8 protein-coding genes and 1 pseudogene are annotated in these 13,830 nt (G+C 63.7%); 5 read left to right on the forward strand and 4 right to left on the reverse strand.

All coding sequences use genetic code 11. The features are described from left to right. Positions 1 to 2: 2 nt before the first annotated feature. Both AC1VVM_RS17810 and AC1VVM_RS17815 read right to left on the reverse strand, forming a co-directional pair. Complete coding sequence (locus AC1VVM_RS17810; protein ID WP_132385981.1) at positions 3 to 1,136, reverse strand: glycosyltransferase family 4 protein; 1,134 nt, start codon at positions 1,134 to 1,136, stop codon at positions 3 to 5. Further along, positions 1,133 to 2,260 (reverse strand): glycosyltransferase, encoded by a 1,128-nt coding sequence (locus AC1VVM_RS17815; protein WP_482906672.1) that lies wholly within the window; start codon positions 2,258 to 2,260, stop codon positions 1,133 to 1,135. The genes AC1VVM_RS17810 and AC1VVM_RS17815 overlap by 4 nt, the downstream gene beginning before the upstream one ends. A 302-nt stretch (positions 2,261 to 2,562) precedes the next feature. Here AC1VVM_RS17815 and AC1VVM_RS17820 point away from each other — a divergent pair. Together AC1VVM_RS17820 and AC1VVM_RS17825 are read left to right on the forward strand one after the other, a co-directional pair. Next, a pseudogene (locus tag AC1VVM_RS17820) lies at positions 2,563 to 4,600 on the forward strand (carbon starvation CstA family protein). After that, positions 4,597 to 4,782, forward strand: a complete 186-nt coding sequence (locus AC1VVM_RS17825) for a YbdD/YjiX family protein (RefSeq protein WP_482906674.1) — start codon at positions 4,597 to 4,599, stop codon at positions 4,780 to 4,782. The pseudogene AC1VVM_RS17820 and the gene AC1VVM_RS17825 overlap by 4 nt, the downstream one beginning before the upstream one ends. Before the next feature lie 14 nt (positions 4,783 to 4,796). On the opposite strand, the gene AC1VVM_RS17830 is transcribed toward AC1VVM_RS17825, so the two are convergent. Continuing rightward, positions 4,797 to 5,825: a LacI family DNA-binding transcriptional regulator gene (locus AC1VVM_RS17830; RefSeq protein ID WP_132385985.1), complete on the reverse strand. Its 1,029-nt coding sequence runs from the start codon at positions 5,823 to 5,825 to the stop codon at positions 4,797 to 4,799. Then, positions 5,822 to 7,120, reverse strand: a complete 1,299-nt coding sequence (locus AC1VVM_RS17835; RefSeq protein ID WP_482906675.1) for an MFS transporter — start codon at positions 7,118 to 7,120, stop codon at positions 5,822 to 5,824. The genes AC1VVM_RS17830 and AC1VVM_RS17835 overlap by 4 nt, the downstream gene beginning before the upstream one ends. 369 nt (positions 7,121 to 7,489) lie before the next feature. Between AC1VVM_RS17835 and AC1VVM_RS17840 the strand changes: the two genes are divergently transcribed. From AC1VVM_RS17840 to AC1VVM_RS17850, 3 genes are all read left to right on the forward strand, one after another. Beyond that, positions 7,490 to 9,697, forward strand: a complete 2,208-nt coding sequence (locus AC1VVM_RS17840; protein WP_482956979.1) for a beta-glucosidase — start codon at positions 7,490 to 7,492, stop codon at positions 9,695 to 9,697. A gap of 95 nt (positions 9,698 to 9,792) precedes the next feature. Further along, entirely contained in the window at positions 9,793 to 12,987 is a 3,195-nt protein-coding gene (locus AC1VVM_RS17845; protein WP_482906677.1) for a TonB-dependent receptor, read from the forward strand. A gap of 89 nt (positions 12,988 to 13,076) precedes the next feature. Next, on the forward strand, positions 13,077 to 13,802 hold the full coding sequence (locus AC1VVM_RS17850) for a SapC family protein (protein WP_482906678.1): 726 nt from the start codon (positions 13,077 to 13,079) through the stop codon (positions 13,800 to 13,802). Positions 13,803 to 13,830: the final 28 nt, after the last annotated feature.

Consider the following 13,830-nt stretch of genomic DNA (forward strand, 5'->3'; position numbering starts at 1 on the left):
TTTTATCCGGCATTGTGCAGTTCGGGGGCAAGCTTCGCCCGCTTCACCAGTTCGCGGTAATAGGGGGTCGTGCGGATCGCCACTTCGTCCCAGTCGATCAGCGAAAGATGGAAAGGGGCGGCTTCATCGGGCACTTCGCCGCCCGCAGCCAGCCGCGCGGACAGAGCATCCACGTCGCCCACCGGGAAGTAGCAGTCTTCCGGCAGGCCGATGTCGAGATTGGGCTGAATATCGCTGAGCAGCACCGGGCACTCGCAGGCCAGTGCCTCCAGCGCGGCAATCGGCAGGCCTTCATGGAACGAGGGCAGCACGAAGAGCGATGCATGGCGATAGAGCACGCCCAGAACGCTGCGCGGCTGCATTCCCAGCATGCGCACCTTATCGTCGGCGCGCGCCATGAGCTGTTCTGCATGCCGGTCGCCCTTCCGGCCTGCTCCGGCGATGACGAGGATGCGGTTGTCGCCGCTCATCCGGAATGCGTCGATCAGGTAATCGAGCCCCTTTTCCGGAACCAGACGCGCGACGCAGAGCACAAAATTGCCCGGCGCGCAGCCAAGACTGCCCAGCACTTCCTCGGCGGGGGCGGAGGAGGGTTCGGGCGGATTGACGCCGTTGGGGATGAACACGACCTTCCCGGCCGCCCCGGGATAGCGATCGCGCATGGTCGCCGCGAGCGAAGGAGAGACGCAGATGACCCGGTCCGCGAAGTGCATGCCTACCCACTCGCCAAGCCTGAGCATGGACCGCGCGAAAAGCCCCCATTTGCCTCGATTGTAGTCTGCGCCGTGATGGGTCAGCAGCACGCTCATGCCCAGCAGCCGAGCAATAGGCGCAAGCAATGCGGGGCCAACAGCGTGGATATGGACGGCGTCCGCGCCCTCACGCCAGGCATGGATCACGCCCATCAGCGTGGAAACCAGCGCCTCGCTCGCGTTCGTACGCGGGGCGTAGAGCGCCATGAGCTTGAGCCGGCGGAAGCTGACAAGCTCCGGATCGACGTAGCGCGCGCGGCAGCATACCTCGATCTCGATATCGGGATTGATCTGGGCGATGCGCGGAAGCAGTTCCTCGCAGTGGGTTTCGACGCCGCCGATAACGCCGGGAATACCGCGAAGGCCTGTTACGCAAACTTTCATTCAGGGGGCACTCCGGCGCCAGCCGCCGCCTTTAGGATGGTCTCGCGGAAGGCGTCCACGGCCCGCTCCACGGAAAAGGCATCGATTCTGGCCTTGCCCTCCTGCGCGGCCCGTTCGCGCGCGGGCGGCGTGACAAGGCGGTCCATGCAGTAGGCCATGGCCCGGTGGTCGTTCATGGCGACCAGCGCGCCGCCCGCGCCGAAGGCGGGCTCGCTGCCGCCAAGCGCGACTTGCAGGATTTCCGCCGGGCCCGAGGGGCAGTCGGTCGCGACCACCGGCAACCCGCAGGCCATGGCCTCCAGCATGGCGTTAGGAAACCCTTCCGCGTCGGACGTCAGCAGGTAGCACCCGGCGCGTGCGAGCACGGCGTAAGGGTTGGCAAGGAAGCCCGCGAGGTGGACCCGGTCCGCGATGCCCAGCGAATGGGCCAATGCCTCCAGTTCGCCGTGCAGGGGACCATCGCCCATCACGATCAGCCGGCCATCGGTTTGCGAGGCTGCCAAGGCCCGGATCGCCATGGCCGTGTTCTTGTTGGCGACCAAGCGGCCCATGGTCACGAAATCGTGCGCGGATACCGGGATCTCGGGTTCCGCAGCGGCAAGGCGCTGGATTCTGTCGAGATCCACCGGGTTGTAGATCACGCAGATCCGCTCGCGCTCGATGGCAAAGTCGGTCTCCAGAGTCCGGGCGACGCCCTCGGAAACGGCGATGATCTGCCGCGCGGACGGGTAAGTGCTGCGGATCAGCAGACGGCTCAGGAAGCCGAAACGGCCGGACCGCAGATGGGCAGTCGTATTGACGCGCTCGCTGATGATCGCGGGCCGTCCGATCCGGCGCATGGCGACCACCGCCGCGACATTGGCGCGGGACAGAAACGACACGGTCACATCGGGGCGCAGCCGGGCGACCAACCGCCGCAACTGCGTGATGCTGCGGAGCATACCGCCCCGCGTGCCCAGCCGCTCGACCGGGATATCCTGCGGCAGGCTATAGGCTTCCTCGGATTCGTCGTCGAGCAGCACCACGGTAATCGCAAGGCCGCATTCGCGCTCGCTCAGTTCCTTGACCAGCGTGGTGAAGACACGCTCCGCCCCGCCCCCGGCAAGGGAGTTGATGACAAACAAGGCACGGAGTTGCCCTTGCGACCTCATCGTTGCTGTTGCGGACCTCGATATTACCTACCCGCAAAGAAGTTAACCGTCCGGCCAGCCCGGCACGACCCCATCATAGGGAGTGGCCGAAGGGGCAAAAGGGGTGCTCTGTCTCATTTTTCCGGCTCACCCGACTCCCCCCGCCGAGTGGAGTGGGGCGGATGCATCTGCATTCGCCCTGATTCGAAACCCCCGGGCCGGGCACACGAGGTCTTGCAGGCGCGCTACAATCCTGCGCAAACCGCAATCGAGGATTTGAGGGAGAAGAGCAGGCCATGCATCGAATTGGCTGGATAGCCATGGCACTCGCGGCCACGGTGGCGCTGGCGGTTGTGGCGCTTTCGCGCGGTGAGCCGGTGAACGCACTTTGGATTCTCGTGGCGGCGGTCTGTTCGTTCCTTGTCGCCTATCGCTTCTATGCGCGTTTCATCGCGCGCAAGGTCATCCGCCTCGATCCCGCCCGCCCGACACCGGCAGTCTACCGCGCGGACGGGCTGGACTACGTGGCGACCGACCGACGGGTGCTGTTCGGCCACCACTTCGCGGCGATTGCCGGGGCTGGTCCGCTGGTCGGCCCGGTGCTGGCCGCGCAGATGGGCTATCTGCCGGGGACGCTGTGGATCATCGTCGGCGTGGTGCTGGCAGGTGCGGTGCAGGACTTCATGATCCTGTTCATCTCGATGCGGCGCGACGGGCGCTCGCTGGGCGAACTGGTCCGCATGGAAATGGGGCAGGCAGCAGGCGTGATCGCGCTGCTGGGCGCGTTTCTCATCATGATCATCATTCTCGCGGTCCTGGCGCTGATCGTTGTCAAGGCGCTGGCGGCCAGCCCGTGGGGCCTGTTCACCGTGGCGGCCACGGTTCCGCTGGCGCTGGCGATGGGCGCCTATACGCGCTGGATCAGGCCCGGACGGATCGGGGAAGTCTCCTTGCTGGGGCTGGTCGGGCTGGTTCTGGCGCTGATCTACGGACAGGCGATTGCGCAGTCGCCGTTCTGGGGGCCCCTGTTCACGCTCACGCCCATTCAGCTCTGCTGGGTTCTGATCGTCTACGGCGCGGTCGCCTCGGTGCTGCCGGTCTGGCTCCTGCTTGCTCCGCGCGATTATCTTTCGACATTCCTGAAGATCGGTGCGATTTGCGCATTGGCGGTGGGCATCGTCATCATGGCGCCGCCGCTCAGGATGCCCGCACTCACGCCGTTCGCAGCTAGCGGCGGGCCGGTCTGGGCGGGCGGACTGTTCCCGTTCCTGTTCATCACGATTGCCTGCGGCGCGGTGTCCGGTTTCCATGCCCTGATCGCCAGCGGCACGACACCGAAGCTCATCGCGACCGAGGCCGACGCGGCGATGATCGGCTATGGCGCAATGCTGATGGAGGCGTTCGTTGCGATCATGGCGCTGATCGGTGCCTCGATCCTCGATCCGGGCATCTATTTCGCGATGAACAGCCCCGCCGCCGTGATCGGAACCGACCCCCAGCAGGTGGCGCACACCGTAACCGCAATGGGCTATCCTCTCTCCGCCGAGGTGCTGGTGCAGACCGCGCGTGACCTTGGCGAGCATACTATCATCTCCCGCGCGGGCGGTGCGCCGACGCTGGCGGTCGCCATGGCGGAGATCTTCTCGCACGTTGTCGGCGGACCGGCGATGAAGGCGTTCTGGTATCACTTCGCCATCCTGTTCGAGGCGCTGTTCATCCTGACGGCGGTCGACGCCGGGACCCGCGCCGGACGGTTCATGCTCCAGGACCTCATCGCCATCGTCGCGCTTCGGTCGTAACGAGGGGCCGGTTCCGGGCCTTGTCGCGACCGGGTTATGCGTCGCGGCCTGGGGATTCTTCCTGCATCAGGGCGTCTCCGATCCGCTGGGCGGGGTGAACACGCTGTGGCCGGTGTTCGGCATTGCCAACCAGATGCTCGCGGCCATCGCGCTGATGCTGGGGACGGTGGTGCTGTTCCGCATGAAGCAGGACCGCTATGTCTGGGTGACGGCGCTGCCGGCGGCCTGGTTGCTGATCTGCACGGGTACGGCCGGCTGGCTGAAACTGTTCTCCGCCGATCCGAAAGTGGGGTTCCTTGCCCACGCGGCCAAGTTCGCGGCGGCGGCGGACGAGGGGCAGCTATTGGCCCCAGCCAAGTCCATCGCGGAAATGCGGCAGGTGATCTTCAACGACCGTATCGATGCGGCGCTTGTCGGCGCGTTTCTGGCGGTGGTTGTGGCGCTGCTGGTCTTTGCGCTGCGCACATGTCTCGTTTCGCGTCGCAGCGCCGTACCCACTGTACGGGAAGTCGTCGGCCCGGCGGTGGCGGCATGAGCGGGCTGCTTTCGACCGCGCGCCGGATGTGCCACTTGATGGTTGGGATGCCCGCCTACGAGGATTACCTCGCCCACATGCGCGACCATCACCCCGACCGGCCGGTCATGAACCGCACCGCATTTTTCCGCGACCGGCAGGAGGCACGTTACGGCGGCCGAAACGGTGGCCGCTGCTGCTGAACACGTGAGGGCGTCTAGGCCATGCCGTTCATGACTGGCCCGGAGCTTTCGCGCTCGACCAGCGAATAGCTGAGTTCGACGCTCTCGCCCGGTTCCTTTTTGACCTGCGGATTGTTGCCGATCAGTAGGTCCACCGCCACTTTCGCCATTTCGGCATTGGGCTGATTGATGGTGGTCAGCTGCGGCCACGCCATGCGCGAGATTTCGTCGTCATCGAAGCCCGCGATGGAAAGCGCGCCGGGCACGGCAATGCCGTGACGCATCGCGACCATGAGGACGCCAAATGCCATTTTATCGTTGGAGGCGAAAATGGCGGTCGGCCGGTCATCGTCGGCAAGGATGGCCTCACCTGCGGCCAGACCCGACTTGAAGCTGAAATCGCCTTGCAGCACGCGCCGCGCGGGAATGGTAATCCCGGCATCCGCGCAGGCGTCCGCGAAGCCCTGCCAGCGCAGTGCCGCGGCACCGTGCGCGGTATGGCCCCTGACGAAGGCGATGTCTCGATGGCCCAGCGCGATCAGCCGCTCGGTCATTTCGCGCGCCGCCGCCCGGTCGTCGATCTGCACTTGCTGCGCCCTGCCGGGATCGGTGGCGGGAGAAAGCCTTACGACCGGGATGTCATGGCTCTCGAACAGTTCCAGCACTTCGCTCCAGTCGCAGACCGGCGCGGCCAGGATCGCGCCGGAGAGGCGCAGTTCGCGCAGCGTTGCATCGATCTGCGCAAGCCAATCCGGCCTTTCGCGCTCGACCGCCTCGATGACGAGGTGGTGGCTGTACATCCGGCACTGGTCGATGGCGCCGCGCTGCAAATCGGCCGCATAGCCAGAGAATGGATCGTCTACGAAAAGGCCGATCAGGAAGGACCGCGAACTCGACAATCCGCGCGCGAAGGCATTGGGTTTGTAGGCCAGTTCATCGACCACGCGCATCACATGTTCGCGAATCTCGGCGCGGACATGCTGCTCGCCATTGATCACGCGCGACACCGTCTTGGGCGACACGCCCGCACGCGCCGCAACGTCCTTGATCGTAACAACCTTCAAGCCATTCTCCTTGCCAGCGCAGCGGGATAGCCGCCCCGGACGAGCGCGAACATCGCGATGACGACATAGCAGATGCCGGGAACCACCAGCGACGGCAAGAGGCCGATGCTGTCCGCAAGCGCTGCGGTAATCATCGGGACGATGGCTCCGCCCACAACCGCCATGCACAGCGCCATCGAGGCATAGGGTGCGGCGCCTTGCTCATCGGGCAGGGAAAGTGCGAAAAGCGTGGGGTACATGATCGAGTTGCACAGGCCGACCGCAATCAGGGTCGCCGCCCCCAGCATGCCGTGCCCGAGAGCGGCGATGGCCACGAGGCCCGTTGCCGTAAGCGCCGTGGCGGTGAGCACGCGGGCAGGAGGCCAGTGGCTCAGTGCCGCCGCACCCAAAAAGCGGCCGACCATGGCGCCGCCCCAGTAAAGGCTGACCAGACGGCCTGCCGTCACGGGCTCGGCGCCGATGATCTCCGGCAGCACGAGATAGTTGGTCAACAGCGTGCCAATCGTCACTTCCGCGCCGACATAGCCGAACATCGCGATGGAGCCGGCCAGAAGACGGGGCGTGGCCACCACGCATCGCAAGGCATTCAGTGGCACCCGCTGCGGCGGCTCGGTTCCTTCCAGAAGATTGCGATTGTGCGCATAGGCCCATGCAATCCCGAGCAGGATGACGACGCAGCCGATGAAGGGAAGGGCCACCATCAACCAGGCTTCGGCATCGTGCCCCACGCTACGGTCGCTCAGGAGGAACGACGCACCCAGCAACGGAGCGAGAACGGTGCCGATGGAGTTGAAGCCTTGCAGCAGGGTAATGCGCGGCACGGCCCGGTCGGCGGGTTCGACAAGCGTGACCATGACGTTACCGGCGATCTGCAAAAACGTAATGCCGCCCGCCAGCGCCAGCAATGCCAGCAGCACGAGCGGATAGTTGTGTAGCGCCGCCGCCGCGATGAACCCGAGACATCCGGCCGCCATGATCGCACATCCCAGCGCCATCACCCGCATGTAGCCGATTCGCACCAGCCATGCCGTGACCGGCAAGGCAAACAGCAAATAGCTGGAATGGAACGCCAACTGCACCAGCGAGGCGCGCGTATAATCAAGCCCCATCAGAAGTTTAAGCCGGGGAACCAGCAGACTCACCAGCGATACGACGAAGCCTCCCATAAAGCAGTTGCCGATGGACAGGTTGAACACCCGCGCAGCGCGCAATTGTTCTGCGGCCTTAACAGACGATTGCGCGGCCGTTTGCGGGGCGTGCGTAGCCAGCGCCGCCACGCCGGACTGTATGGTCATGAAGGGCACCCTCATTTTTATTTTTGAGCGTCAATCATAAGCAAGTTCGCGGCAACGCGCGCGCGCCAATTCCAGGATGACTACATTTTCACCGGATCCGTGGCAGCCGGGTGACGGACACCGTGTTGACATCGATGTCAGACTTTGCGATCAGACCCTCAAGCCGACCAAGATGCGGCGGGGAGGATCATGAAAGCTCAAGCGAAAGCTCAGGGGCGGCGTAGCCGTCTGCGCACTATTGCAACGTCGACGCGGCTCGCAGGGCTCACGCTCTCGCTGCTCGCCACGGCTGCGCCGGTGTCCGTATTGGCCAAGACCACTGTTCCCCAGGCAGCTGCTACCTCGTCGCCAGCACAGGGGAACGTTGCCATGCCGATCTGGCGAGACACCGCACGCACGCCGGCCGAGCGCGCCGACGCGCTGGTCAAGGCGATGACGCTCGAAGAAAAGCTCTCGCTGGTCCACGGGCTGTTCCCGCCGAACACCAAGAACCCGCCGGCAGACATGATCCCGTCGGCCGGATATGTGCCGGGCGTGCCGCGCCTCGGCATTCCGATCCTGCGCGAAAGCGACGCCTCTCTGGGCGTCGCCAATCAGGTGGAACAGCGAAAGGGCGATGTCGCAACGGCATTGCCTTCCGCCCTGTCCACCGCTGCCGGGTTCGATCCTGATCTGGCTTATGCCGGGGGCGCCATGATCGGCGCGGAAGCCCGCGCCAAGACCTTCAATGTCCTCCTGGCAGGGGGCATGAACCTGACGCGCGACGCGTGGAACGGGCGTAATTTCGAATATTACGGCGAAGATCCGCTGCTGTCCGGGAAGATGGCGGCAGCCTCGGTTCGCGGTGTCCAGTCGAACAATATCGTCGCGACCGTGAAGCACTTTGCGCTCAACAGCCAGGAAACCGGCCGCATGGTTCTCGATGCGCGGATCGATCCGGTGGCGCTGCGGGAAAGCGATCTGCTCGCGTTCGAGATCGCGATCGCCGACGGCAAGCCGGCCTCGGTGATGTGCGCATACAACCGGATCAATGGCGATTACGCCTGTGAGAACAAGTTCCTGCTGACCGACGTCCTGCGCGGGGAGTGGAACTATCCCGGTTTCGTGATGTCGGACTGGGGCGCGGTCCACTCGACCGAGAAGGCCGCCAACGCCGGACTCGATCAGGAATCGGGACAGGAATTGGATTCGAGCATCTTCTTCGGAAAACCGCTCGCCGATGCGGTTGCCGCAGGCCGGGTTCCGTCCGAACGGCTGGACGAGATGGTTCGCCGCATTCTGACGGGCGTGATTGCCTCGGGCCTTTACGACCACCCCACGCCGGTGAGCGCGCAGCCGATCGACTATGACGCGCATGCGCAAGTCGCGCAGAAGGTGTCGGAGGCAGGCATCGTCCTGCTCAGGAACGAAGGCGATATCCTTCCGCTCGCGCGTGAGGCGAAGTCGATCGTGGTGATCGGCGGCCACGCCGATGTCGGCGTGCTATCGGGCGGCGGGTCCTCGCAGGTCCGCTCGGTGGGCGGCGTGCCGATTGAAATTCCGCTGACAAGCGGCGCCGCGGCGTCCTTCGCGCGGGTGACCTATCACAACTCGTCACCGTTGCAGGCCATCAAGGAATTGGCACCGGGCGCACAAGTCCGCTTCGTTGACGGCAGCGATCCGGCCGCAGCGGCGCAGGCGGCAAAAGAAGCGGATATCGCGATCGTCTTCGCCACCCAGTGGCAGACCGAGGCGCAGGACGCGCCGTCACTGTCGCTTCCGGACGGGCAGGACGCGCTGATCGATGCGGTCGCCGCCGCCAATAAGCGGACCGTCGTCGTTCTCGAGACCGGCGGCCCGGTTCTGATGCCGTGGATACAGCGTGTCCCGGCCGTGGTAGAGGCATGGTATCCGGGGCAGCGTGGCGGACAGGCTATTGCGCGCGTGCTGTTTGGCGAAGTCGATGCATCGGGCCGCCTGCCGATCAGTTTCCCGGTCGCAGCCGCGCAATTGCCGCGCACGAAACCTGTGCTTGCCGCTACCGGCCCTGCCGACAACGGTGCGGGCGCCAACGCCGCCATGGGCGACGCTGCGAAGCTTCCAACTTATCCAGTGACCTATCAGGAGGGCGCGGATGTGGGCTATCGCTGGTATGCCGCCAGCAAGCAGAAGCCGCTGTTTCCGTTCGGATACGGGCTGAGCTACGGCCGGCCTGCCTTCGCCAATGCCGGGTTCTCCGGCGGCGCCGCTGCCCGCGCGAGTGTGGATGTCCGCAATGATGGCAAGCGCCCGGCAACGGTCGTTCCGCAGCTTTACGCGACGGTTCCCGGCACCGCGACGCCCCGACTTGTCGGCTGGTCTCGCCGCGTTTTGAAACCCGGTGAGAGTGCATCGCTCGCGATCGATGCCGATCCGCGCATGCTGGCACGCTGGACGGCGCAGGGCTGGCAGATGCCCGCTGGGGATTACAAGCTGACGCTTGCGACTGATGCCGAACACGTGATTGCCGAAAAACTCGTGCATCTCGATGGCGGCCATTGGCCATCCGGGCGCCAAAGTGGATCAATTGTAACCGCGACTATCACCAAGAGTAATTGACATCGATGTCGGTAGTTGTAGCAATGCGCCCGTCAGACGGTGCAAAGCTGCGTGACGGCTGCTGAATAAAACGCAGTAGAACAGGGGAGAGTATCATGAAGGGTTCAGGCCTTGTGTCGACGCTTGCGCGCTCGACGTCAGCAATCGCGTTGTTGACGGGATTGGTCGCGCCATGCGTTGCCGTTGCACAGGAAGCGGCGGCTTCCTCACCGGCGGTTGCGCCGGATAGTGCTGTCGATGCCAATGAAATCGTCGTCACCGGTGTGCGCGCCTCACTGATGCGATCAGCAGAGATCAAGCGCAATTCGAACGGTGTGGTCGATGCCATTTCGGCCGAAGACATCGGCAAGTTCCCGAATACCAACCTGGCCGAATCGCTGCAGCGCATTCCGGGCGTCTCGATCGACCGCGTCAACGGCGAAGGTTCGACCGTGACGGTCCGCGGCTTCGGCGCGCAGTACAACCTCGTCACTTTGAACGGCCGCCAGCTGGCGACTTCGGATATCGTTGCGGTGGGCGGTGACCAGGGCGGCGACGGTGCATCGGGCACTGGTCGTTCGTTCGACTTTTCGAACCTGGCATCGGAAGGCGTCAAGACCTTGCTGGTCTACAAGACGGCGCGCGCCGCGGTACCTTCGGGCGGCATCGGCGCGACGATCGACATCCAGAGCCGCCGTCCGTTCGACAACGCTGACAGCGGTTTTCAGGGGTCCATCGGCGCCAAGGCAAGCTATGACACGAGCGCGGACGACTGCATCAGCTGCGGCTCGCACGTAACGCCCGAAGTTTCGGGCATCGCCAGCTGGACGGATCAGGACCAGCGGTTCGGCGTGACTGTGTTCGGCAGCTACCAGAAGCGCAACTTTACGGTGCCCAGCCAGGCCAACGACGACTGGAACATCCGCACTTTGTCGGATTTTCTCAATCCGGCCAACGGCTTCGTCAACGCGGCCACCAAATATACCAACATGCCGACCGATCCGAACGTGCTCGTCGCCGTTCCGAACGACAGCCGTTACCACTTCTCCGAAGACAGCCGTGAGCGGATCAACGGTCAGGCTGTACTCCAGTACAAGCCGACCGACACGCTGACGGTGACGGTGGACGGCCTCTACGCACAGCTGCGCGAATCTGAGCGTCGTTCCACCCAGTCGAACTGGTTCAACCGTCCGTTCGACGAAGTGGGCTTCGACGACGCATCGAACGGGATCGCCACCACGCAGTTCCTGCATGAGACGATCAATGGTGTGAAGGACACGGCGTTCGAACAGGCCTATCGCGCCCAGAAGAACCGCCTTTACGACATCGGCGCCAATGTGGCCTGGCAGGCCACTGACAAGCTGGCGTTCACGCTCGACGGTCACTTCGGCAAGGGCGATAGCCAAGGGGATAACCCCAACGGCCAGACCTCCACGACAGTGGCGTTCAACATGCCGGTCGTGACGTCGCAGTCGCTCAATTGGACGACCGGCGGCTTCCCGCAGCAGGCATTCACGTTCAACGATTGCGCGCACAGCGTCACGCCGAATGGCACCCCCTACACCAAGGGTAACTGCGACGGTAAGCTGGACGAGGGCGACCTGTCCGGCGCTGTCCAGCGCCAGTTCGACTCCGAGCAGAGCCAGCGGGTCAAGGAACTCCGTCTTGACGGTGCTTACGATCTGGGCGGCAACAGCCACTTCGATTTCGGTGCCAACTACCGCACCACGGACACTCGCCAGACGCAGTACAACACGCGTCAGGTTCTGGGCGACTGGGGCAACTCGCTTCCGCCTGAAATCGCCGCCGTGGCACCGGGCCAGGTCTTCCAGTTCTGCACGGCTTGCCAGTTCCACCACAACAATCCGAACGCGGACGCCAATACCCAAGTGGCATGGCGGACCGAGAACGCGGCCAAGCTCTATAACACGCTCTACGACTACTACAGCGGCATCACTAACGATAAGGTTGGCCACCAGAACAACATCGACGCCAATAACGACAACCGCGTCAAGGAAGACATCTGGTCGGTCTATGGCCAGGTGACCTGGAATGGCGAGATCGGCGATCATACCGCCCAACTCGTCGCGGGTGCTCGCTTTGAAAGCACGAAGGTCAGGGCGGTTTCGCTCCAGCCCATTCCGCTGGCGATCGTGTGGCAGGCTGACAACGACTTCAATGTCCAGTATTCGCCCGATCAGCAGGAAGTTCGGAACCGGGGTGCCTACAACAACCTGCTGCCGGCGTTCGACTTCTCGATCGACATCACGCCGAAGCTGAAGGGGCGTTTCTCCTACGGCAAGTCGATCGCGCGTGCGCCTTATAGCAATCTGTTCGCATCGACCACCGTCAGTTCACCACCTCGCCCCACGGCGATCGGCGGTGTTGCGACGGGTAATGCAAACAACACCGATCTCGATCCTTTGAGCTCGGATAACTTCGATCTGTCGCTCGAATGGTATCCGCGCAAGGATGTCTATCTCTCGATCGGCTTCTTCGACAAGCGCGTCCACAACTTCATTGGCAATACCCTGGTCAACCGTTCGCTGTTCGGGCTGGCCGATCCGACTTCGGGGCAGCCGGGGACGCGTTCGGGGACCGCGAAGACGCAATTGCAGGGGTTCGGTGCAGATATCACCGACGTGAACCTGTTTACCTATACCGCGCTGCTCCAGCAGGCGAATGGTAACGTTGCGGCCGCCGATGCCCAGTTCCAGGCGCATTACAACACCCAGACCCGCGCTCTGGATCAGGGCTTCGTGGACAGCACGCTCGCCGCGGTCGATATCACGGCCGATGGCAGCGACCCGCTGTTTAACTTCTCGGTCAATACGCCGATCAACAACAAGGACGCCGAGATCTACGGTGTCGAGCTTGCCGGTCAGTACTTCCTTGGTGAGACCGGCCTTGGCATTGCCGCCAGCTATACGCTGGTACGCGGCAACGTGGGGATCGATGTGGCTGCCGATCCGACCGTGAACCAGTTCGCGCTGGTGGGTCTCTCGGATACGGCCAACGTGACGCTGATTTTCGAAAAGTACGGGATTTCCGCCCGTGCAGCCTGGAACTGGCGTGCCAAGTACCTCAGCCAGCTCAACCGGGACAGCTATCACAACCCGGTCTTCACGGCACCCTACAGTCAGGTTGACTTCAGCGTCAGCTACGACATCACGCCGAAGATCAGCGTCAGCTTCGAAGGCATCAATATCTTTGAAGAAGGCGTGAGAACCTACGGTCGCGACAAGATGGACACCTGGTACGAAGCCGAAGGTTCGGCCCGCTACCTGCTGGGCGCCAGCTACAAGTTCTAAAAACCTGAACATCCGCGCGAAGAAGGCCGTTTTGCCACGGTCTTCTTCGTGTAGGATGCCTATACCGAACCTGATACTGGCGATTGAAAATGTCCGATTCCGTGCTTTCCGGCCCCGTGCTTCTCAACAATGTCGATCATCACGATCTGCGGGTCATCACGGATTTTGGCGCGGAATGGGGCGACGCGGTCAACCAGACCACGGTCTTCGCCCCCGAATTCGAGGCGCTGTCTCGCGAATACCCGATCGTATTTCGGCGCGATGCGGCCGGAGCCTTTCGAGCTGTTGCGCTGCTGGGCTTTGAGGCAGACGAAAATCTCTATCTCGACGGGCAAAAATGGGATGCACGCGCCATCCCGGCCCTGATGACTCGCGGTCCCTTTTCGATCGGCCTGCCCAGTGCCGGCGGACCGGGCGAAGCGATGATCCATATCACGCCGGATCACCCCCGAATCTCGCGTGAGCGAGGCCAGCGCATCTTCCTCGACCATGGGGGCAATACGCCCTACCTCGACTATGCCGCAGGCATGCTGCGTTCGATTTACGCCGGAACGCAGATAGGTCCGGCGATGATCGAGGCGTTCGACGAGGCCGGGCTGCTTGAACCGGTGACTTTGCGGATGGAGGCACCCGATGGCCGATGCTTCGTGGTTCCCGATGTCTGGACTCTGTCGCAGGAGCGCTTTGCGGCATTGGACGGCGCAGCACTGGCACGGCTCAACGCGGGCGATTTCCTGCGCTGCGCCGTGTGGTTGATGTCTTCGCTGGACAATCTTTCGGCGCTGCTTGATCGCAAGCTGGCCCGTGGTGGCTGACGCCGATCAGCGCGTGACAGGCGCTGCG

It is taken from the genome of Novosphingobium sp. BL-S-33 (genome assembly GCF_056857025.1).